We start from the raw sequence: 22,439 nt of genomic DNA, 5'->3' as shown, positions 1-22,439 counted from the left end.
CGACCTTCAGCTCCAGTGTGCAAGGCTGCGCCGCTCAAAGGTCTCGCGGAACTGCTCGGTGGTCTTGGGCAGCATCTCGCCGGTTTCCCATTCCAGGATCACCGCATAGCGACGCACCGCATCGAGCATGTCGATCTCGCCTGCCTTGTAGAGTTCGGCGACCTCCTGCGGGTCCATGCGGGCCCAACCGCGTCGTTCCGCCCTGATTTCAGCGCGCAACTTTTCGGTTGCCTCGGCATCGATCTCGTATTCGCACAGATCGACATCGATCTCTTTCAGCACCACTCCATAGTCGCGCGCTGCCCGTTCGATCGAAACGTAGTCGTCGATCACGTCCTCGCGGACCTTGACGGGATCACGCTCCAGAGGATCGCCGAACCCGCCGCCGCCGGCGGTCGGCCGTGCGAAGACGTCGCCAGTGTAGACGGGATAATCCGAGAACACCGACCCCAGCCATTTCGGCGCGCTCTCGCCATTGCGCGTGATTGTCAGACCATGCGGCATCGACGGCAGGCCGCCTTCGACCCCCCAGACCACGGCGCGCTCGCGGTCGCAGATATAGGACATCACCGCATCTGCGCTGTCGAGCAGGACCGAGGTCTTCTGGACCCCTGTGCCACCCCGCCATTTTCCCGGCCCGGCACTGTCGCGCAGGATCTGGAACTCCGTCGTGCGGGTCGGATTAACGCGCTCGTTGCCCTCGTTCGGCTGCGACATCAGGCCGGTTCCGAAACAGGCGGTGGTGACATCCGATCCGTCCTTGCCATTGCGCCCGCCCCAGCCGCCGGGCAGCCATTCGTAGAACATGAACATCGGCTTGTCCGGCGTTCGCAGATCGCGTCCCCCGGCGAGGAGATATTCGAGGTTGAACGCGCAGGCGATGGCCCTTTCGGGCATGATCTTGGACCACATCTCGAAGATCGCGTTCATGATCTTCTCGAACGGCATCAGGAAGCCGGTGACCGCCACCGGCCATTCGGCGCTGACGACGCTGTTGTCCGGTGCCGAGATGTCGATCATCCGGTAGAAGCCGCTGTTGAGCGGCAGATCCGGGAAAAAGGTCTTCATCCCGGCCACCACGGCGGAGAAGGTCGCGCCGGGCGCGGAGTTGTAAATCGATGCGATGGTCGCGTGGCTGCCGCTGAAATCATAGTGGATGCGGTCGCCCTTGATCGTCATCTTGATGTGGATCGGAATCATCCCCTCGCCCTGCCCGGGATCGCGGTCGATATAGTCGACCGTCTCCCAGGTTCCGTCGGGCAAGGCGGCGATGCGCTGGCGCACGGCACGCTCGACGTAGTCCTGAACCTCGTTCATGCCCTGAAGGACCTGATCGCGCCCGTATTTGCCCACGAGCCGCAGCACCTCGCGTTCGGCCACCTGGGTGGCCTGCGCCTGCGAGTGGATGTCTCCGATGATCGAGTTCGGATCGCGGGTATTGGCCGCGATCAGATCCGCGACATCGTGGCAGAACTCTCCCGCGCGGAACAGGCGTACCGGCGTGATGCGAACCGCCTCGCGGAACATGTCGCGGGCACTGACATCGAACGACCCGGGCACCGAGCCTCCGAGATCCGACCAGTGACCGTTGGACTGCGAGAACCCGATCAGGGTGTCATCGTCGAAGATCGGCCGCACAAGTCGCACATCGCTGAAGTGGGTACCGCCGGCGTAGGGATCGTTGATCGCATAGACATCGCCGGGCATCATCTCGCCCTTGAACTTGCGAATAACATCCTTGCAGGTGAAGTGCAGGGTTCCGACATGCACAGCGATGTCCTGGTTGCCCTGCGCGACGGAGTTTCCCTCGGCATCGTGCAGCCCGTTCGAGAAGTCCCGATTGTAGATCACGAAGGAATAGCAGGTGCGCAGCATCTGTTCGGCCATCTGATCGACCGAAGTGATAAAGGAGTTCTTCAGGACTTCGAAGGTTACCGGATCGAGTTGGTCAGTTGTCTTCGGGGTCATGGTTCATACCTTCGTGTGAATGAGAATATTCATGTAGGCATCCACCTCTGCCTTCATGGCGGGCGGAACAACCGTCGTTGAATCGAATTGTTCGACCACGGCAGGGCCGGTGAACGTGGCCCCTGCGGTCAACGTCTCGCGCTCGTAGATCGCGGCATCATGGGCTTTGCCGTCGAACCACACCTTGCGGTGGCTTTCGGGCTCGGGCTCATAGACGCGAACATCGCTCTTCGCCGGCTCCGCCTTGGGCACGATCCCGATCGCCTTCACCGCCACGCGGAACAGCGAGACCGGCGCGTCCTTACGCGAATAGCTGTATTCGCGTTCGTGCTCGTCGTGGAAAGCCTGGATCAGCGCGTCGATGGTGGTGACCCTGGAGGGCACGGAGACTTCGAGAGACCGCCACTGACCCTGGTACATCATCTCCACCGTCCGCTGCAGCATCATGTCCTTTTGCTCGACGCCCTCGCGCTTGAGTTGGGCGCGGGCCTCATCCTCGATCTTCTGGAAGGATGCTTCCAGCTCGGCCGGATCGGTCTCCGCGGCCCCTCGCATGAAGCTGTCCGAAAAATCGTGCTGGATATCGACCAAAAGGCAGCCCAGTGCCGACGTCACACCCGGATTCGGCGGCACGATCACGGTCGGAATCGACAATTCACGCGCCACGGCCGCGCCATGCAGCGCCCCCGCCCCGCCAAAGGCACAAAGCGCGAAATCGCGGGGATCGTAGCCACGCGAGATCGACAGCAGCCGCACCGCGTTGGCCATGTTGGCATTGGCCACGCGCAGGACGGCCTCGGCGGCCTCATGCAGTTCCATGCCGAATGGCTGGGCCACGGTCTCGCGCACCGCCGCTTCGGCCAACGCGGGGTCCAGGGTAATTTTGCCGCCGGCAAGCGAGGTGCCGAGACGGCCCAGCACCACGTTTGCATCGGTGTTCGTCGCTACCTCGTTGCCGTTCTGGTAGCAGGCCGGCCCGGGATCGGCGCCCGCCGATTGCGGCCCGTTGCGCAGAGATCCGCCCTCGTCCTGCCAGGCAAGCGAACCGCCCCCGGCTCCGATGGTAAGCACCTCGATCGAGGGAAAGCGGATCGGAAAGCCATACTCGATGTACCAGTCCTTGGTGATCCGCGGTTCGCCCTGAAAGGACACCGACACGTCGGTCGAGGTGCCGCCCATGTCGAAACCGATGGTGTTCGGATAACCGCATAGATTGCCGATGAACCGGCTGGCGATCGCCCCCGCCGCGATGCCCGACCCCGCCAGCCGTGCCGCGAAATCGCGCACGGCCTTGGTCGTCATCACGCCGCCGCCGGTGTGCAACAGCAACAGTTCACGCTCATAGCCGCCATCGGCCAGTTTGTCGGCCAGGCGCGAGACGTAGTCGACCACCACGGGCGAGACGACCGCATTGGCCATCGTGGTCGAGAACCGCTCGTGCTCGAAGATCTCGGGCATTACCTGCGAGGAGATCGAAACGGGCACATCGGGCATCACTTCCTTGAGGATGTCGCGCATTCGCGCTTCGTTGGCTCCGTTCACATAGGAGTTCATGAAACAGACCGCGATCGCGGCCACGCCGCGCTTCTTCAACACCTCGGCGACGCGATAGGCCGTCTTTTCATCAAGCTCAGCCAGAACCTCGCCTTCCGCGCTCACGCGCTCGGGCACGGTGAGACGATCGCGGCGCGGGATATAGGGCTTGGCCACGTCCTTGTAGGTGTCCCAGAGGTCTTCCTTGTTGGCACGGCGGATCTCCACCACGTCGCGAAAGCCCTCGGTGCAGACCATCGCCGCGCGCGGCAGGTTGCGGGTGATGAGCGCATTCGTCGCCACGGTCGTGCCGTGCGAGAACATGGACACGTCCGAAAGATCGATCCGGCCCTGCTCGATCCCGTTCATGATCGCCCGCATCGGGTCGTCAGGGGTGGATGCCGTTTTCTCGATGCGGATCTGACCTGTCGTCTCGTCCATGATGCAGATGTCGGTGAAGGTACCGCCTACGTCGACGGCGACTCTTGTATTGGCCATGTCAGCTCCTCAGGGTTCATCGGACACACCTCGCCTGTCTCATAAAGGGCAAGGTCATCGCGAAGGGGTCAGACTTTTGGTTTCGGGGTCGCAGGGCATGCGGACGGGCGCGCCTCCCGCGTCGCGCGTCCCGCTTTCGTCACATCGGATTTCGGTAGCGATCCGCTGCCTTGCGCGTCTGAGTCGGCGTGCAGTTGAATTTTGCCTTGTAGTGCTTGGAAAATTGAGCCTGGTCCGCAAACCCCCACCGATAGGCGATCTCAGCCACGGTGGTGCCATGCCCGCCGGCACGCAAATCTTCGTTGCAGCGGTTTAGACGACGTTCCCGGATATAGCCGTTGATGGACTGATCCGATTCTGAAAGCAGCTGTTGAAGATATCGCAGCGAGATACCACAGGCTTCGGCCACCATTTTGGGCGACAACTCGGGATTCTTGAGGTTCTCGCGGATGAACTGTTCGGCGCGATGCAGATGCGCTGCGCGGATAGACGAGATGTTGCTGTCCAGAACCCGATTGTCGCTGCGAATAGCCAGACACAACATCTCGAGCAGATGGTTGCCGGCCGCTTCGCGCGCCGCATCGTCCAGTTGATCGATATGCGAGATGGCGGCACGCAGGCTGCTCAGGAAATAGCTGGCGACGCCTTGACGCGCATCAAAGGCCAGCCCGCCCAGACGTTCAGACGGTCCGATCCGCGCCCTGACGCTGGCCGAAGGCACCTTGAGCACGAACTGCACATTGCGGCGCTCGTGCCAGTATTCATAAGGTGCATCGCTGCGCTCGACGATAAACCCGCCCGGCTTGCATGAGGTGAGGCGCTGGTTTTGAGAAAACTGGACTTCCTCATTTTCGGGGATGGCAATCAGCAACGAGCTTTCCGTCTCGTCCAGGAAATGGCGACGCCGACGCCGGTAGAGCACACCGTCGCATCGTATGCGCGACAAGCCCACGACCCCCAGGGACCAACGGTCCATCTCACCGAAGAAATCGGCGCGATTGCGGCATTCCGTGTCGAGGGGGAAGTAGGCCTCGGAGACCACTTTTTGCCATCTGTCGCCACCGGTCGGAGCGGTGGGGCGTCCACTGTTGATGATCATGACGTCTCTCTTGTGCCTGTCCTTCGACGCGTCGACACATGGATCGATGCGCAGATAGTGTCACAATGGGGCCGTCGTTCTTGGCGATTCACGCATAAATCCTTGCCACCAGAGGATCACGCCGTGCGGTTTGCATCCTGGAACGTCGCGCGGATGACCGTCTCCTCCGCGCCAGCGCCCAGCAAGGCGCTGAGAATCAACCTGGCCTTGATGGCCGACAGGGTCCCGGCGAATATCACGCCCGCATCCTCAAGCGTACGCCCGCCGGAATCACCGCCATAGACAGGAAGCGTCCGGCCTTCGGCACAGCGAGAGGCCACAACCACCGGGATACCCCGTGCGGTCAGACGCTGAATCCGGTCGGCAAAGCCGCGGGGCGCGTTTCCCCGTCCGAAGGCGGCGAGAACCAGACCGGATTTGCCCGTGCTCTCGCAATAGTCCAGGAAATCGGGCGCACTGCCCAAACCGACCAGCATCAGTTCCACCCCCGGGTCCAGAACGGGCGCGGACACATGCAGACGGGTCGCCGTCCGGCGATAGAGATACACGCGGCCGTCATCAACCTCCCCGAGTTTGCCCAATCCGATTGAGCGAAAGGTATCGACGCGCGATGTATGCGCCTTGGTCACGTCGCGGGCGGCGTGAATGTCTCCCTCGAACAGGATAACGGCCCCCTGCGCCCGCAACCCGTCCGAAGCCGCGCAACGGATGGCATCGGCGATATTGCGCGGGCCGTCGGTGTCGGGAACGCCCGCGTGGCGCTGCGCTCCGGTAAACACCACGGGTTTGTCCGAGGACACGAGAATGTCAGCGAGAAAGGCGCTTTCCTCCATCGTGTCGGTTCCATGCGTCACCACCACACCATCGACCGCGTCCTCCGCGAGAACCTCGCTGATCCGCGCGCAGAGCCGATGCACGGTCTCCAGGTCGAGCGCATAACTGCCCACGGCTTCGAAATTCTCGACCTTGACGGCGATATCCTCTAACGGCTCATGCAGGGAAGCGAGCAGGCTTTCACCTGCCAGACCGGCATTGACCGGTCCGCCGGAGCTCTTCGCGTTCGAGGCGATCGTGCCCCCGGTGGCGATCAGTGTCACGGTCTTCACAGCATCGATTTCCCTTGTGTCACGCGGCCCCGCAGTCAGCTTGCCCGTCGCCGCACCCGTCGCCCCGCGGCAAGGGCGATGATCTCGTTCCAGCGTCGAACGAGGAAATTGTGCTCGTCCATCGTGCTGTTCCACACCGCGATATGTTTGGATCGTGCCCGATAGGAGCCGCCAGAACGCACTTCGCCCGCGCGGATCGCCAGGTGGTCTTCAGGGTCGGGGAGATCGCGCGCGGCAGGTTTGCCCTCGTACCAGTAATCCCATTCTTCAGGATCGAGAAAGCCGCGCACCCGGTCGGGGGCAGACATGTAATAGCCTTGCCGAGCCATGCAGGCCCCGGCCCAGCCATCGAGGAACCAGTTGAACCACGCATAGGCCATGTCGAGCCGATGGTCTTCCAGGTGCTTGGCAAGACACAAACCGCCATGCCAGGCGCGGTACCCTTCCGTCGGAGACGCCTGCCGCACACTCAGACCACGCGCCTTCATTGCCACCACGGAGGGAGACCAGATCGAGGAAATGGAGAGTTCGCCATTCGCAAATCGCTCAACCGGCTCTGAGGCGCGGCGCCAGAACGGCGCAAGATGGCCGGAATTCACCAGGTCCACCGCGTGGTGATACATCTCCTCGATCTCGGCCACGGTCATGTTGCCAAGATCGCGCACTTGCATCCGGCCCGCCGCCACCAGCGCCATCGTGAGATCGAAAGCGCCGATGGCCGGCTCATCCACCAACGCCACGCGCCCGTGCCAACGCGTGTTCAGCAGCTCCGACCAGCTGGTGACATCGCGATCCACATCCAGCGACACCTTGCCGACATTGATCGCGAAACTGTCGAAATTGTGGACCGTGGGCAGCATCGAAATCTGCCCTGTGGGATTGGCCGACAACGTGGCGTCGGGCTGCACATAGAGCCGGGTTGCCGGGGCATCCCCCAGTTCGCGGCCCGAGGCGCCTCTGCCGACCGAACGGGCGAGATCGCTCATCTCGTCCCAGATCTGGATCCGGGACGTCTCAATCGGCTGAATTGCGCGCCAGTACCAGACGATATCGAGATTGTGAAAGCACTGATCGTAAACATCATAGCTGTCGGGCGCCATGGCGGCAGTCCGCTGCGCGGTGACAAAATCCTGCTCCATAAACTGTATCGGAAACCCCAAATCCGCTTCAGCCCGCTCTTTCAAAAGCCGCCACGGCAGGATTTCGGTACACAGAATGCGCAGCGGTTCCATCAGGCCACAGCCTTCACTTTCTTCAGTCCCATAAAAGCTGCGAATGACAGGCGGATTCGCTCCGGATCAAGCCCCTCCAGGATGAAGACCATTCGCGAAACGCGCTTCCCCTCGGGCCAGTGTTCCATATGCACCGGCGCATGAACAAGGTGCTGAACGCCGTGGACCGCCACGGGGCGGTCTTCGCCCGCAATGGCGAGAATGCCCTTGAACCGGAAGATCCGGTCGCCATAGCGATGCAACAGCAGCGTCAGCCAGATGCCGAAATCGGTCCAGTCCACGCTTTCCTCAACGGTCAAAGAGAACGTCACGACGCCCAGGTCCTCGTTGAGGTTGTGATGATGATGGTGGTGATGGTGACCCGTGTCGGTCTTGTCGGGCTCGGGCCAGACCGGCAAGCCGGGGTCGAGCCGGGCCAGGATTGTGTCGGTGTCGTCTTCCGAGGTCACCACTCGGGCAGACGGGTTCATCCGGGCAAATGTTGCGCGCAACGCGCGCGTGTCAGCCTCTTGCGCCAGATCGGTCTTGGTCAGCACGATCCTGTCGGCGGCCGCGATCTGACGCACGGCCTCTGCCCGATTTTCCACCTGCCACGCAGCGTTCACGGCATCCACCGTCGTCAGGACGCCGCCATTCTCGAAGTGACTGCGCAGTACGGGATGCGCCCGCAGCGTCTGAAGCACGGGATAGGGGTCCGCGAGCCCGGTGGTTTCGATCACCACGCGGTCGAAATCGATCTCGCCCCGCGTGCGCAGGCTGTTGAGGTTCATCAGTGCGTCGGCCACCTCGCCGCGTACTGTGCAGCAGATGCAGCCCGATTTCATGAGCACAACATTGTCGTCGATCCGGTCGAGCAAATGGTGATCCAGTCCCACCTCGCCGAACTCGTTGATCAGAACCGCGGCCCGTGCCATGGCAGGGTCGGTAAGAAGCCGCTGCAGGAGCGTCGTCTTGCCGGACCCGAGAAAACCGGTCAGCAGGGTCACGCCAATCATTGTTCTTCCACCCAGGCTATCAGCGCCTCGTCCAGCGGGTCGATCTCGCGCCCCGCGAGGGCCTCGGCCTCTGGCCACAGATGGGAAAAAGATTCAAAGACCGTGGACGCGCCGGTCGCGTTTGACACGACATAGGACGTGCCCTGCCATTCATCGAGTTTCACGCGCCGGAACGACAGAACGCGGTTCGCCGCTGCAACACGTCGCGCGCCCTCGGAGCGCCGCGAATGGCGATCGGTATTGCGGGTATAGACGCCAGGACGGTCCACGGAGTGGGTCCAGTGGTCGTCACAACCGAGAATTCCACAAAGCGAACACATAGCGGCTCTTCCATCTTGCCGAGCAAAGAGGCCGCCCCAAGACAGGGCGGCCCCGAACCTCACGCCCGGATCAGCCGCGCGGGAAACGCTTATCGAAGTCGTCCGCCATCTCGTTCATCGTGACGAAACGCACGCCCTCGTGGGACTTGATATGCGCGATCAGGCGCTCGAGCATCAGCAAAACCTGAGGACGGCCCGAAACGTCGGGATGGATGGTGATCGGGAACACCGCGTAGTCCATGTTCCGGTACACCCAGTCAAACTGATCGCGCCACATCTGCTCGATGTCGCGGGGATTCACGAAGCCGTGGCTGTTGGGCGACTTCTTGATGAACATCATCGGCGGAAGGTCGTCGAGATACCAGTTTGCGGGGATCTCGATCAGGTCGGTTTCCTCACCGCGCACCAGAGGCTTCATCCAGTCTTCGGGCTTGGCGGAATAGTCGATCTTGGTCCACTTGTCACCGACGCGCACCCGGTACGGAGTGAAGTCGTTGTGCATCAGCGAGTGATCATACTTGATCCCCTTCTTCAGCAGCAGCTCGTTGGTAACGTTGGAGAACTCCCACCACGGGGCGACATAGCCCGTGGGCCGCCGGCCCGAGATTTCCGTGATCAGCTCGATCCCCTTGTCGAGAACGGCTTCTTCCTGCTCGGCCGTCATCGCGATCGGATTCTCGTGGCTGTAGCCGTGAATCCCGATCTCATGGCCACGCTTGGCCACATCGCGCATCTGATCGGGGAAGGTTTCGGCCGAGTGGCCCGGAATGAACCAGGTGGTTGTCAGCCCCTGCTGGTCGAAAAGGTCCAGCAGACGGGGCGAGCCGACTTCGCCGGCGAACATTCCGCGCGAGATGTCATCGGGGCTGTCCTCACCGCCGTAGGACCCAAGCCAGCCCGCCACGGCGTCGACATCGATACCGAAACCGACCTGAATATCTTTAGCCATGAGTAGTCTCCTTGTTATTGGATCAATGATGGATGAGCGTGACCGACGCGGGGTCCACCCCAAGGGTCACGGACGAGCCCGGCAAAAGGTTCTGCGCCTCTGCCGAGCCGGCATGGGTTTCCACTTCGACTTCGCGCCCGTCGCCGAGCTTGACGCGGATGTAGCCGATCGAGCCGACGAGTTGTTTTGCGGTCACGACGCCGTCCAGGCGGATTTCGTTCGGCGTATCGCGCAGACCGAGATTGAACGCTTCGGCCGGGATCACCGCCTTGTCGGATCCGGCCTTGCCCACGCCCGAGATCAGGCCGTAGGGCGTCTCGATCCGTTGCAGACCGTCGTCGCCGGATTGCGCGGGTTTGCCCTCGATGATCGTGTTGGAGCCGATGAACTCTGCAACGAACGGCGTGGCCGGCCGGTTGTACAGCTCTTCCGGGGCCGATATCTGTTCCACGACGCCGTTGGACATGACCACGACACGATCCGACAGGCCGAGGGCTTCGGACTGGGCGTGGGTAACGAAGACGAAGGTAATCCCGAGATCGCGCTGAAGCAGCTTCAGCTCGTTCTGGATAATGCGCCGCAGGTTGGCGTCCAACGCGCCAAGCGGCTCGTCGAGCAGCAGGATCTCGGGCTCGACCACAAGCCCGCGGGCAAGCGCGATTCTCTGTCTCTGCCCTCCCGAAAGACGGTCGGCGGTCCGATCCGCGAATTCGGTCAGGTCGAACATGTCGAGAATACGATCGACCTTGCGGTTCTTTTCGACCCGGTCCATCCGCTTGACATCCAGCCCGAAGGCGATGTTCTGGCGCACCGTCATGTGCGGAAAAAGCGCATAGTTCTGGAAAATCATCGAGGTCGGCCGGTGCTCGGGCGGCACGTGCGATACATTGGCCCCCTTGATGAGGATTTCCCCGTTCGTGATGTCCTCGAAGCCCGCGATCATGCGCAGCGTGGTCGACTTTCCGCAGCCGGACGGCCCGAGGAAGGCCACGAATTCACCCTTTTCGACCTTGAGGTCGAAATCCGACACAGCAACCGTGCCGTCAGGATAGGTCTTGCCGACCGATATAAGTTCAAGATCGAAGAGCATTTCTTACCTTGCCTCGGGAGTTCGGGAGTAAAGCGCCGGGCGCGCAGGGAGGCCCTGCACGCCCGACCCGTCGATCAGGCGTTCAAGAACTCGTCCCAACGCTGGATCAGGTGATCGTACTCATCCGGCCACTGGTGCCAGTAGGCCACGTTCGAGGCGCGCTCTTCGAGCGATCCGCCATCACGCAGGTCGCCCGGGTTGATGCCGCGCTCGGGCTCACCCTCCCAAGGCTTGCCCTCATACCAGAAGGCGTACTTCTTGGGATCCATGACGTCCTTGATGTTGGTCGAGGGCGAGTAGTAGCCCTGTTCCGTCACGGCGATACCAGGCTCGCCCGACAGCCAGAAGTCGGCATAGGCAATCACCGCATCACGGTTCGGCGTGCCCTTGATCATCGACGGACCGATGGCCCAGCCGCGATAACCTTCCCTCGGCGTCGCGTATTTCGCCGGCTTGCCCTGGGCCTTCACAGCCATGACAGCCGGCTGCCACGCGTCGCAGACAACCATCTCGCCCGAGGCCATCAGGTTCACCAACTCACCGAAGTCGCCCCAAAGTGCGCGAAACTGGCCATCCTTCTTCTTCGAGATCAGGAACTTGGCGGCTTCGTCAATTTCAGCCGCGGTGGGGTTGCCCGGGTTGGCAACTTCCATCATGCCCCAGGTATTCATCGCCAGAATCGCCTGACCGAATGCGATCAGCGGGTCGACGTTCAGGCCCGACTTGCCGCGCCACTTCTCGTCGAAAATCGCGGTCCAGGTGTTGGCTTCCTCGTCCGACAGGACTTCAGGATTGTAGCCGATGGAGTCATAGTTGTAGACAGCCGGCACCATGTAGAGCTGGGTCTGCGCCTCGTCCGCCCAGATCTGGCCCGTGATTTGCGAACGGGCGTCCCACTTCGGATTCACGGTTGTGAAGGTGTCGCGAATATTGGCCCAGTTCTTCAGGCTCGACGTCGCGATGGTCTCGACGTTGTTGGTTGCGATCAGCGCGGGCAACCGCTCGGCAATGATCTCCCAGGTGTCGAAATCGGCCGAACCCGAGAGGATCTTGGTCTGAGCGTCGGGGAAGGTCGCGGGCGTGCCCGAGGTCGAACCGATACCGCTGGCGTTCTGGAACATCTCGAGGATGCGATCCTGCACCGTCACGGAAAGGCCGGTCGTGCGCAACGACTGGCTTGCCAGATCCTGGGCCTGGGCCCAACGGGTCCAGGGGTGGATGCCCGTGCCCAGAGCGGCAGCACCAAGTGCGGCGCCCCCCTTCAAGAAATTACGACGACTTGCTGTTGTCATGGTAAGAGGTTCCCTGTTTCAGTTGGTTGCAGTTTCAGTAGCGGCCCGGCAGAAGGCCGCCATCGACCGTCACCATCTGCCCGGTCAGGTAAGAGGCTTCGGAAGATGCGAGAAAACCGATGACGTTTGCTATTTCTTCAGGCTCGCCCAGGCGATTCATCGGAATATAGGGCGAGGCGATTTCGTCCGCGTTCGGCCCGAGGCTGTTTTCTTCGCTGAGAAGTTGTGCGGTCCGGATGTATCCCGGCGCCACGCCATTCACGCGAATGCCACGCTTGGCGACTTCCACGGCCAGGCCACGGACCAGCCCGACAACCCCGGCCTTGGCCGAGGAATAATGCACATGCTCATCCCACCCGTAGGCAACGCCCATGATCGAACTGAGGCAGACGATCGCGCCGCCGTCCTTCATCACCGGTAGCGCGGGGCGGATCACCCGCAACATGCCCTTGAGGTCGATGTCGAAGGTGGCGTCCCATTTTTCATCCGTCATCTCGGACATGGGTACGCGGTGGGCAATTCCGGCATTCGCAACGATCACATCGATACGACCGTGACGCTCGGCCAAATCCGCAACCAGCGCATCAGCCGCGGATGTGTCGCGCACATCGAGCGGCATGAATTCGGCGCTGCCTCCAGCCTCGGCGATGAGGTCGGCGGTGGCTTGGCCCTTGTCCGTCAGCACATCCGTCACCACGACATGATCGCCTTGCGCGGCAAACCGCCTGGCCACGGCATTGCCGATGCCGATGCCGGCGCCGGTCACGATTACAACTCTCTTGTCCATCTTTTCACTCACAGCATTACATCCCCGGAATTCGGCCCGAGCGTCTGGCCGACAAACAGCGCTGCGTCATCCGAGCACAGGAAGGCCACGACACCGCCGATTTCGGCAGGCTCGCCAAAACGGCCGAGTGGGAGTTCGGATCGCTTGGCGGCTTTCCACTCATCCGACAGCGCCTCGACGAGGGGCGTGTTGACCGGTCCCGGCGCAACGGCGTTGACGCGCACGCCCTGTCCGGACACCTCACGGGCCAGCGATTTGGTCATGCCGATGACGGCCGCCTTGGCCCCGGAGTAATGGGCCAGTTCGACGCCGCCGATCTGGCCAAGCTGCGAGGCCACGTTCACGATGATCCCCTGCCCTGCCGCGAGCATCGCGGGCAGGCAGACCCGGGTCATCAGGTAGGTGCCGCGTACATGAACCGCGAAAATCCGGTCGAAATCCGCGGGCTCGATCTCCAAGAACGGAGCCTGATGACCGAAGCCGGCATTGTTGACAAGAATCCCCGGTGCGCCCATCTGCGCGCCGACGCGTTCCATCATGGCGTTGACCATCGCCTCATCGCTGACATCGGCGGCGTAGGCCCGCGCCGACCCTCCGGCGTCTCGGATCCGCATGGCGACCGTTTCGGCGGCGTCGAGATGAAGGTCATTGACCGCAACCTCGTGGCCTTCGCGGCCAAGCCGCTCGGCGATTGCCGCGCCGATGCCCGATCCTGCCCCTGTGACCAGTGCGATCATGCCTATTCCTCCTGCCCGGCGAACCGTTTGGAGCGCGACGTGAACCGCTTCATGAGCACCCCGTAGATCACCAGCAACGTGAAGCTGAACAGCGTGGTCAGCACTCCAAAGGCGAAGATGTTGGGGTAGATCTCGACCGAAAATGTGCCGTAGATCGACAGTGGCAGGGTCAGTTCGCGACCGGCGGTGAAGAGCGTGCGCGAGAACTCGTCATAGCTGAGCGTAAAGCTGAACAGCATCGCCGAGAGCACGCCGGGGAAAATCAGCGGGAACGTCACCCGCCGGAAGGTCTGCGACGGGCTCACGCCAAGCGACAGCGACGCTTCCTCGATCGAGCGATCGAACCGGTTGAAGATCGCCAGCATCACCAGAAAAGCAAAGGGGAAGGTGTAGACGACATGCAGCACGAAGGCCGTGCTCCACCAGGCCCGGTCGATGCCCAGGAAATTCGACATCAGCGCCATGCCGAGACCCACCAGAACACCAGGCACCATCATGCCCAGGATGATCAGGTAGAACACCGGTCCCGACCCCTTGAACCGCGTGCGGAAGGCCTCCGCACTCATGGTACCGAGCGTGACCGAGACCAGCGTCGTCAGGAAGGCGAGCACCAGCGAGCGGATCAGGCTGCCACCGACCGGAAGCTGAGACACCCGCGAGGTTTCTGCCAGCCCCAGAAGGTGCTGGTACCAGTAGGTGGACCATTCCTGGATCGGGAACTGCGGGCCGCCGGTCTTGCTTTGAAAGCTCAGGATCGCCAGGACGATCATCGGACCATAGAGAAACAGAAGGAACGCGGCGGCATAGAGCGCAAGCGCAGGACGAAGCAAACGAACTTGCATGATTACATTTCCTTCCGGATGTCGACGATGCGCAGGGCAAGTGTGATCACGGCGGTGATGATGATGGTCAAAACCACACCGGCAACCGCGGCGAATGCCCATTTCAGCGACCCCACCTGGCTGACGATGATGTTGCCCAGAAGGTTCACCTTGCGCCCGGACAGGGAAGCGGCGGTCGCGAATTCGCCCAGGACCATGACCGACACGAAGATGGCGCCGACGACCACGCCCGGCATGGACAGCGGCAGGACGATGCGGCGGAAGATGGTGCCGAAGGACGCACCAAGGTCGCGGGCAGCCTCGATTACCGACCCGTCGATCCGGGCAATCATGAATGTGATGGGGCCGACCATGAACACACAGTAGATTTGCGTCATGCCGACGATCACCGAGAATTCCGAAAACAGCAGGAAGGTCAGAGGCTCGGAAGTGATGCCGAGCTTGTTCAGGATGATGTTGATGGCGCCCTCGGTGCCCAGCATCGGACGCCAGGCGATCACGCGAATCAAAAAGGACGTCCAGAACGGGATCACACAGGCAACCAGCAACGCGGTCTGCAACGTGCGGTTCTTCACGAACAGACCGATGAAAAGTGCGACCGGATAGCCGATCAAGAGCGTGGCCAGAAGCACGATCACCCAGATCCGCAGGGTCGTCCCGATCGCGCTGAGATAGGTGGGTGAGCTCAGGAAACGCTCCCAGCTCGCCGTGGTCAGGGTCGATTCGACCGTGAAGGTGGTCTGGGTCCAGAAAGACACATAGATCACCATGCAAAGCGGCAGCAGCATGAACAGCGTCATCCACAGCACGCCTGGTGTCAAAAGTGCCAGCGCGCGACGCCGATCCTTGACCGCGCGCGCGGCGGCCGGACTGATTTCGACGGCATCGGCGGGATGATCGTTCGTTGGCGCAGTCATCATGCGGCTCCCTTGAAAAGCACGGCCGCTTCGGGCTGGAAATGCAGGGCATAGGTCCGACCTTCCTCAAGGTCGGGGAGACGGGAATCGCTCAGATGATCGACAACCTGGATCAGCGAGCCATCGGGGGTTCTGAAGAACGACAGCGCCGTTGGACCATTGAACTCACTGGTGACATACCGGGCCTCGAAGTGATCATGCGCCTGGGGCACGGCGTCTGGGGCACACACGCCGATCTCGTCGAAACGCACCGCCAGCTGGACCGGCGTGTCGTTGGCAACGGTCTCGGCCAGGGGAAGCAAGCCGACCGAGGTCCGAAGGGCGCCACCCTCGACCACGCCGGGCAGGATGTTCCAAGCGTTCAGGTGGCGCGCCGCCGCCGGATTCGCAGGCTGCGAGAACAATGTGCGCGGGTCATCGATCTGGGCGATTTTTCCATCCGCCAGAACGGCGACCGTGTCGCCCATGGTCAATGCCTCGGTCTCCGACCCGGTGACATGCAGGAAGCTGACCTTGAGCCTTTCGCGGATCGCACGAAGTTCGTCGCACATGCGAGCGCGCAGATTGGCGTCCAGAGCGCCCAAAGGCTCATCGAGGAGGACGACCCGTGGCTCGGTCACCAGCGTTCTGGCCAGAGCCACGCGCTGCCTCTGACCACCGGAAATTTCGCCCACACCACGGTGCCCGAAATCCTCCAGGCCAACGATCTCCAGCGCATTCCGTGTGCGCTCGCGGATCTCCGACTTGCTCTGGATTGCGCCGACTTCGCGGTATTTCAGGCCGAAGGCGACATTCTCTTCCACCGAGAGATGCGGAAACAGCGCGAAATTCTGAAACACGAACCCGATATCGCGGCGATGCGGCGGCTTTCCGTCGAGGCGCTCATCGTTGAGCCGCACCATGCCCTGGTTCGGTTCTTCATAGCCCGCGATCAGCCGCAACAATGTGGTCTTGCCCGCCCCCGATGCGCCGAGCAGCGACAGGTAGGTATCGTCCGGAACGATCAGATCCAGCCCGTCCAGGGCCGTGATGTCCCCGTACCTCCTGGTAACGCCTATGAGCTCCAGCAATGTTCTCTCCCAGCTTGAACAATTTATGTACACAAACATCGTTTATTCGGTGAGGCAATAAAAAAATGCTGTATGTATGCAAACTTCATTTTTAGGCATTTTTCGGATTTCTGTTGAGAAAGCGGGCAATTCGCCGATAATCATCAAACCCTGGGCTTTCGCGAAGGCGGGCGATGGGGCGGTTCGGCGGCTTTGTGTGCTGTTTGCATACGAAAGCGCGAAATCTCGTCGCCGGCCAAACAGACCCGGTTGGCGTATCAACAAGAACCGAGTGATTTGCGGCAGGAGATCCGGACCATGAACCGAAAGGCGAATGTCGCCATTGCATCCGACCCGCAGCCCGGAACGCTTTTCGAGGCCGCCGCGGACCTGCTTCGCAGCAATATCGCCCATGGCAAGCTCGCTTCCGGCGTGGTGCTTCAGGAAAGTGCATTGTCCGAGCGGATGTCGATGTCGCGTGCCACTGTCAAACGCGCCTTGCAGCTTCTCGCCGAGGAGGGCGTCATCAGGACGTTCTCGGGGCGCGGATACATCGTGAAAGGCACCAATGACACGCCTCGCCGGCTGGACCTGCGCACGCTCGATCTGAACCTCGAGGGACTCGACGGCACGGTGGGCAAGCCGAACTGGCTGCGCATCCAGGACACCATCAAGAGCGAGCTGTCGCGTTGCCTGATCTTTGGGCGCTACCGTGTGGTCGAGTCTCTTGTCGCACAGGAGTTCGATGTCAGTCGCACGGTGGTACGCGATGTCCTTTCGCGGCTTCAGGAACGGGGGCTGGTCCAGAAAAGCACAAGCTCCCGCTGGGTGGTTGAACCGCTGACAGCGCAGCGAATCAAGGACAAGTTTGAGTTGCGCATGGTTCTGGAAGTCGCGGCGCTTTACACTTCGAAGGCCGACGCCGAGGCGCTGGCCGCACTGGCGCGCGAGATCCGGGCCCTGCCCCTGCAATCGCCGGTCAAGCCGGAGGCTTGGTTCGATCTGGACCAGCGCTTCTTTGAGCTCGCGATCCTGTCGACACCAAACGAAGATCTCGCCCGCTTCGTCAGCGCGAACCACAGCGCGCTCAGAGCGCTTCAGACAGTCCTGTTCTCCATCGGCCTTCCGCCCGACACGCAATCCTTGCGGGAGCTGTGCTTGGTGATCGACCTGCTGCAGGCGGGCACGACCACTGCAGCGGCCGGAATGCTTTCGACGCACCTGGAAAATGCGCTGAACAGGACAATCGCCCAACTCAAGATCGTGTCGGTGATCAACGTCCCCGACGATCTCGCGCCCTACCTGGTTCCCGCCTGATCAGTGACGCGCATCCGGATGGAAACGCGCCATCCCGCAGGACGGACGAAAGCAACCATGGCCACGCGGCGCTTGGGGGAGCCGCCAAGTACATTGCGCCCGCCGACAGCGAAACACCAAAACACGAACGATCATTGTCGACCCGCTCCCGGCGGCTTGACATGACCTCCTGCAACTCATTGATTTGATTAAAAAACACACCAAGTTCGGCCAATGAAGGACGAATTTCACACGCGAAGCCATCGCGCTTTGGATTTGCGGGCGGCAAAGCGCAAGTAAATATGGCGGAGAGAGAGGGATTCGAACCCTCGGAACGCTTGCGCGCTCAACGGTTTTCGAGACCGCCCCGTTCAACCACTCCGGCACCTCTCCGCAAACGTCAGGCTTCGTGGTCGTGACGTGTCGCGCTACATAGCGAAGAGCGACACGTCACACAAGGGGGCGCCCGATGTTTTTCCCCTTTGGATGACATGCACATTCGCGCGACGGGGAACGAGCCTGGCAGCTGCGATAAGTGCGTTGGGAAGCGTTGACTTTCCACCCCCGATCCGTATAGTCGCGCTGCTTCGCGTAGGGTGCATTGTCTCCCTTTATCGTTGCCCGAGGCTTCCGCCGTATCCATCCACCTTGAAACACCGGCCTTACGGCCTGCGTTTTTTCGTGGTGTTTCGCGGCAGGGTCGATCCGGCGCTCGCGCCAAGGATCGGCTTCAGCAAAAGTCCCCATCGACGGGGCGCCACAGGGCACGTCGCAAGCCGCTTACCGCCGATAACGGCAAGGTACGCGAAACCGAAGAACGAAAAGAAGGACGTGCGAGACATGTTCGCAGTGATCAAGACAGGCGGCAAGCAGTACACTGTCGCCCAGGACGACCTACTCAAGATCGAAAAACTCGACGGCGAGCCGGGCGAGACCGTGACCTTTGATGAAGTGCTGATGGTTGGTGGCGAGACCGACACGATGATCGGAACGCCCCGTGTCGATGGCGCCAGCGTCGTCGGAGAGGTCGTCGATCAGGCCCGCACCCGCAAGATCATCATCTTCAAGAAGCGTCGCCGCCAGAATTCGCGCCGCCGCAACGGCCACCGCCAGAGCTTCACACTCGTCAAGATCACCGACATCCTGACGGACGGAAAGAAGCCGGCTGCCAAGAAGAAAGCCACTCCGAAGGCAGAGAAGACCGAAGAGGCTTCTGCCGACGCCGAGCTTCCGGTGCTGTTCACCGCTCCCGACGGGCCGACGGACGACCTGAAGAAGATTTCCGGCGTGGGTCCGGTGCTTGAAAAGAAGCTCAACGCGCTCGGCATCACCACCTACGCGCAGATCGCGGCCTTCACCGCAGACGATATCGCCCGCGTCGACGACGCGCTGTCCTTCAAGGGCCGCATCGACCGCGACAACTGGATCCAGCAGGCTTCGGAGCTGGCGGCGAAGTAATCGACGCCTTTCGCACCAAAGCACAGATTTCGGACGAGGAGTTTCGTCATGGCACATAAAAAAGCAGGTGGTTCGTCACGTAACGGCCGCGATTCCGCAGGCCGCCGTCTCGGCATCAAGAAGTTCGGCGGCGAGACCGTCATTCCAGGCAACATCATCGCGCGCCAGCGCGGCACCAAGTGGCACCCGGGAACGGGTGTCGGCATGGGCAAGGATCACACGATCTTCGCCACCATCGAGGGCAAGGTGACCTTCGAGAGCAAGGCCAACAAACGAACGTTTATTACCGTAATGCCACTTGTAGAAGCAGCAGAGTAACGCCGACGTGTTTTTTCCAAACCGCCGGCGTCCCATCGACCCGGCGGTTTGAGAAAACCGGCATGATCGCGACAGATCAGGGGAGATGGGCCGCCATCTCCCCTTTTCTATTTCTTGTCGCACTGCCGGAGGACACCATGGTTGCGGATCTTGAAGACACCCTCGACGAAGAGAGTTTGTGCGCGGCACTTGCGCCGCAGGACACGGAACGGCTGCGTCTCGATGCGCCGCGCAACGACGATCTCGCCGACATCGTCACCCTCGCAAACACCAGAAAGGTCGCGACCATGGTTGCGACCATGCCGCACCCCTTCACCCTTGAGGATGGCCGCAACCTTGTGGCCAAGGCGGCGCAGCGCACGGCAAGCCGCGCCAAATTCGCGATCCGGATGAAGTCGACCGGTCGGTTTATCGGCGCCGCCGGCTATAGTGCACTCGAGGACGGCGGCGCCGTGCATCTTGGCTACTGGATCGGCGAGCCGTTCTGGGGACACGGCTATGCGACCGAGGCCGCGCACGCGATGATCGACTTCGTGTTTTCCGCAACCCCGATCACGCAGCTGACGGGAGCGTCTCGGGTCACCAACCCGGCATCGCGCCGGGTGCTGGTGAAATGCGGTTTCGAGTTCATCGATCAAAGCATGATCATGTCGCGCGGCGCAGGCGGTGCGGTCTCGGTCGATCGGTTCACGCTCGACAAGAGCACCTGGACCGCGCTGAAGCGCTGGGGGCAGATGTCATGTCTGGTCAGCGACTAAGCGACCGCCTCACCACACGTCGGCTTCTCCTGCGTCCGCTCGAACGATCGGACGCGGGAGCGGTTGAAACCCTTTGCACCCGCGATTTCGAGATTGTGCGCTGGCTGACGAGCCTGCCCTGGCCGCCTGCGGACGGTGCCGCGACGGCTTTCGTCGACACGGCATTCAAATCCGATCCGCTCGAGCAGGAGGCGATCTTCGCGGTCACGCTCGGCGGCGTCCTCATCGGCGTGACAACCATCCAGGCACCAGGAGACCTCGCAGTGCATGCGGACTGCCCGACACTCGGCTACTGGATCGGACGCCCCTTCCAGGGCTTTGGCTATGCCAGCGAGGCGGCCACGGCCGCGCTCGAGTGGGCCTTCGCCACGCACCGCTGCGAAGGCGTGGCGGCGCGCGTTTTCGCCGACAACGACGCCTCGCGTAAGCTGCTGTTGCGGCTTGGCTTTCGGGAAACGGAGCGAATGATGCGCCGGTCCAGGGCGCTCGGCCGCGAGGTGGAAAATGTCCTCCTGCGTCTGAAGCGGGGCGAGCGCCAACGAAGGGAGGCGGCGCAATGAACCCGACTGTTCAAACCCCGCGATTGACATTGCGGCTGCCGGGCGATCCGGACATCGACCGGCTGGTGCTTCTCGCCAACGACATCGAGGTGGCGCGGATGCTGGAGCGAATGCCACATCCCTACTCGCGTTCGGACGGCGAGGCGTGGCTTGCCGGGATCGGCGGCGATCCCGGGCGGGCCGATTTCGCCATCGACGACGGCAGCGGCCTGATCGGCGGGCTGTCGCTTCGCGGATTGGACGAAACGCCAGTGATCGGCTATTGGCTTGGCCGGCCCTACTGGGGCCGGGGCTATATGAGCGAGGCGGCGGCAGCGGCACTCGGCTGGCTGTTCGACAACCATGCCGCATCCGCGGTCGAGGCCCGGGCCATAACGGAAAACGCAGCTTCGCTGAAGGTCCTGGCGAAGGTCGGCTTCGAGGATGCGGGTGCGGCCGAATGCGCGTCGGCTGCCTGCGACGAGAGCCAGCCGGCACGCCGCTGCCTGCTTGACCGCGACACATTTCGCCGTCTTACATCGGCATGACAGAGGCCTGACCGGCGCACCGGCAGGCCAACGGAAAGACAAGACAGATGAAGTTTCTCGACCAGGCCAAGATCTATGTGCGCTCCGGCGACGGCGGCGCCGGGGCCGTCTCTTTCCGGCGCGAGAAATACATCGAGTTCGGCGGGCCCGACGGCGGCGACGGTGGACGCGGCGGCGATGTCTTCGTGGAATGCGTCGACGGGCTGAACACGCTCATCGACTTCCGGTTCCATCAGCACTTCAAGGCCAAGACCGGCATGCACGGCATGGGCCGGAACCGGACTGGCGGCAAAGGCGACGACGTGGTGCTACGGGTGCCTGTCGGCACGGAAATCCTTGAAGAAGATAACGACACCGTGATTGCCGACCTCACGCATGTGGGCGAACGGCTCTTGTTGATGAAGGGCGGCAACGGCGGATTCGGCAACGCACACTTCAAGTCCTCCACCAATCAGGCGCCGCGCCACGCCAACCCCGGTCTGCCGGGCGAGGAAAAATGGATCTGGCTGCGACTGAAGCTGATCGCAGATGCCGGGCTGGTGGGCATGCCCAATGCCGGCAAGTCGACCTTTCTGGCGTCCGTTTCGGCAGCCCGCCCGAAGATTGCGGACTATCCCTTCACCACACTTCACCCCAACCTCGGCGTCGTGGAAATCGACGGGCGCGGGTTCGTGCTGGCCGACATTCCGGGGCTGATCGAGGGCGCACACGACGGCGTGGGGCTCGGCGACCGTTTCCTCGGCCATGTCGAGCGCACCCGCACGCTGCTGCATCTGGTCGACGGAACCGAGGAAGATCCTGGCGAGACCTACCGGGTCGTGCGCGCAGAACTGGCCGCTTACGGCCATGGCCTGACGGAGAAACCCGAGGTCGTTGCGCTGTCGAAGGTCGATGCGCTGACGCCAGAGCTCAGAGAGGAAAAGGCTGCGGCGCTCGAGGCGGCCTGCGGCCAGAAGCCGGTCCTTCTTTCCTCCACCAGCGGCGAGAACGTCGATCTCACGCTGCGCATGCTCCAGCGCGCCATCGATGGCGACAGGGAGCAGGAGGCAAATTCCGTCCCCCAGGTTCCCGATGAACCCTGGCGCCCCTGAGGCAGCGCTTGAAGCGC

22 protein-coding genes and 1 tRNA gene are annotated in these 22,439 nt (G+C 62.1%); 7 read left to right on the top strand and 16 right to left on the bottom strand.

What is annotated here, in order from left to right:
* Positions 1-6: 6 nt before the first annotated feature.
* The 15 genes from BLU32_RS20810 to BLU32_RS20740 form a co-directional block, all read right to left on the bottom strand.
* On the bottom strand, positions 7-1,968 hold the full coding sequence (locus tag BLU32_RS20810) for a hydantoinase B/oxoprolinase family protein (protein WP_093810136.1): 1,962 nt from the start codon (positions 1,966-1,968) through the stop codon (positions 7-9).
* A 3-nt stretch (positions 1,969-1,971) separates the two neighbouring features.
* Positions 1,972-3,999 (bottom strand): hydantoinase/oxoprolinase family protein, encoded by a 2,028-nt coding sequence (locus BLU32_RS20805; RefSeq protein WP_093810134.1) that lies wholly within the window; start codon positions 3,997-3,999, stop codon positions 1,972-1,974.
* Between the two features lie 139 nt (positions 4,000-4,138).
* On the bottom strand, positions 4,139-5,098 hold the full coding sequence (locus tag BLU32_RS20800) for a helix-turn-helix domain-containing protein (protein ID WP_093810132.1): 960 nt from the start codon (positions 5,096-5,098) through the stop codon (positions 4,139-4,141).
* 116 nt (positions 5,099-5,214) lie between these two features.
* Positions 5,215-6,204 carry an asparaginase gene (locus BLU32_RS20795; protein WP_093810130.1) on the bottom strand — a complete coding sequence of 330 codons (990 nt, stop codon included), beginning with the start codon at positions 6,202-6,204 and terminating at the stop codon, positions 5,215-5,217.
* A gap of 35 nt (positions 6,205-6,239) precedes the next feature.
* Positions 6,240-7,343 (bottom strand): PotD/PotF family extracellular solute-binding protein, encoded by a 1,104-nt coding sequence (locus BLU32_RS20790; protein ID WP_244501756.1) that lies wholly within the window; start codon positions 7,341-7,343, stop codon positions 6,240-6,242.
* Between the two features lie 92 nt (positions 7,344-7,435).
* Positions 7,436-8,431 (bottom strand): GTP-binding protein, encoded by a 996-nt coding sequence (locus BLU32_RS20785; protein ID WP_093810126.1) that lies wholly within the window; start codon positions 8,429-8,431, stop codon positions 7,436-7,438.
* Positions 8,428-8,700: a hypothetical protein gene (locus BLU32_RS20780; protein WP_371326945.1), complete on the bottom strand. Its 273-nt coding sequence runs from the start codon at positions 8,698-8,700 to the stop codon at positions 8,428-8,430. The genes BLU32_RS20785 and BLU32_RS20780 overlap by 4 nt, the downstream gene beginning before the upstream one ends.
* A 121-nt stretch (positions 8,701-8,821) precedes the next feature.
* Entirely contained in the window at positions 8,822-9,700 is an 879-nt protein-coding gene (locus tag BLU32_RS20775; RefSeq protein WP_093810122.1) for a polysaccharide deacetylase, read from the bottom strand.
* 22 nt (positions 9,701-9,722) lie between these two features.
* Positions 9,723-10,790: an ABC transporter ATP-binding protein gene (locus BLU32_RS20770; RefSeq protein WP_093810120.1), complete on the bottom strand. Its 1,068-nt coding sequence runs from the start codon at positions 10,788-10,790 to the stop codon at positions 9,723-9,725.
* Between the two features lie 74 nt (positions 10,791-10,864).
* Entirely contained in the window at positions 10,865-12,082 is a 1,218-nt protein-coding gene (locus tag BLU32_RS20765; protein WP_093810118.1) for a PotD/PotF family extracellular solute-binding protein, read from the bottom strand.
* 34 nt (positions 12,083-12,116) lie between these two features.
* Positions 12,117-12,869, bottom strand: coding sequence for an SDR family NAD(P)-dependent oxidoreductase (locus tag BLU32_RS20760; RefSeq protein ID WP_093810116.1), 753 nt, complete (start codon positions 12,867-12,869; stop codon positions 12,117-12,119).
* Between the two features lie 8 nt (positions 12,870-12,877).
* Positions 12,878-13,606, bottom strand: coding sequence for an SDR family NAD(P)-dependent oxidoreductase (locus tag BLU32_RS20755; protein WP_093810114.1), 729 nt, complete (start codon positions 13,604-13,606; stop codon positions 12,878-12,880).
* A 2-nt stretch (positions 13,607-13,608) separates the two neighbouring features.
* A complete protein-coding gene (locus BLU32_RS20750) occupies positions 13,609-14,448 on the bottom strand; it encodes an ABC transporter permease (protein WP_093810112.1) in 840 nt (279 codons plus the stop codon).
* 2 nt (positions 14,449-14,450) lie between these two features.
* A complete protein-coding gene (locus BLU32_RS20745; protein WP_093811420.1) occupies positions 14,451-15,365 on the bottom strand; it encodes an ABC transporter permease in 915 nt (304 codons plus the stop codon).
* The gene (locus BLU32_RS20740) at positions 15,365-16,435 is read right to left on the bottom strand and encodes an ABC transporter ATP-binding protein (RefSeq protein ID WP_244501755.1); all 1,071 of its coding nucleotides are present in this window, start codon (positions 16,433-16,435) and stop codon (positions 15,365-15,367) included. The genes BLU32_RS20745 and BLU32_RS20740 overlap by 1 nt, the downstream gene beginning before the upstream one ends.
* A gap of 297 nt (positions 16,436-16,732) precedes the next feature.
* Here BLU32_RS20740 and BLU32_RS20735 point away from each other — a divergent pair, with 297 nt between their 5' ends.
* Positions 16,733-17,731 carry a GntR family transcriptional regulator gene (locus BLU32_RS20735; protein WP_093810108.1) on the top strand — a complete coding sequence of 333 codons (999 nt, stop codon included), beginning with the start codon at positions 16,733-16,735 and terminating at the stop codon, positions 17,729-17,731.
* 282 nt (positions 17,732-18,013) lie between these two features.
* On the opposite strand, the gene BLU32_RS20730 is transcribed toward BLU32_RS20735, so the two are convergent.
* Positions 18,014-18,103 (bottom strand) — tRNA-Ser (locus BLU32_RS20730).
* Positions 18,104-18,550: 447 nt separating this feature from the next.
* Here BLU32_RS20730 and BLU32_RS20725 point away from each other — a divergent pair.
* The 6 genes from BLU32_RS20725 (at position 18,551) to obgE (ending at position 22,422) form a co-directional block, all read left to right on the top strand.
* Complete coding sequence (locus BLU32_RS20725; RefSeq protein ID WP_093810106.1) at positions 18,551-19,168, top strand: 50S ribosomal protein L21; 618 nt, start codon at positions 18,551-18,553, stop codon at positions 19,166-19,168.
* A gap of 48 nt (positions 19,169-19,216) precedes the next feature.
* Positions 19,217-19,486, top strand: coding sequence for a 50S ribosomal protein L27 (rpmA, locus tag BLU32_RS20720; RefSeq protein ID WP_093810104.1), 270 nt, complete (start codon positions 19,217-19,219; stop codon positions 19,484-19,486).
* A gap of 137 nt (positions 19,487-19,623) precedes the next feature.
* Entirely contained in the window at positions 19,624-20,244 is a 621-nt protein-coding gene (locus BLU32_RS20715; protein WP_093811418.1) for a GNAT family N-acetyltransferase, read from the top strand.
* Positions 20,226-20,804 carry a GNAT family N-acetyltransferase gene (locus tag BLU32_RS20710; protein WP_093810102.1) on the top strand — a complete coding sequence of 193 codons (579 nt, stop codon included), beginning with the start codon at positions 20,226-20,228 and terminating at the stop codon, positions 20,802-20,804. Before BLU32_RS20715 ends, BLU32_RS20710 begins: the two co-directional genes overlap by 19 nt.
* On the top strand, positions 20,801-21,331 hold the full coding sequence (locus BLU32_RS20705) for a GNAT family N-acetyltransferase (protein ID WP_093810100.1): 531 nt from the start codon (positions 20,801-20,803) through the stop codon (positions 21,329-21,331). Before BLU32_RS20710 ends, BLU32_RS20705 begins: the two co-directional genes overlap by 4 nt.
* A gap of 47 nt (positions 21,332-21,378) precedes the next feature.
* Complete coding sequence (gene obgE, locus BLU32_RS20700; protein WP_093810098.1) at positions 21,379-22,422, top strand: GTPase ObgE; 1,044 nt, start codon at positions 21,379-21,381, stop codon at positions 22,420-22,422.
* Positions 22,423-22,439: the final 17 nt, after the last annotated feature.

Source organism: Stappia sp. ES.058 (genome assembly GCF_900105595.1).
GTDB lineage: Bacteria > Pseudomonadota > Alphaproteobacteria > Rhizobiales > Stappiaceae > Stappia.
The sequence above is the reverse complement of the archived record's forward strand: the minus strand, read 5'-3'. Positions and strand labels throughout refer to the sequence as shown.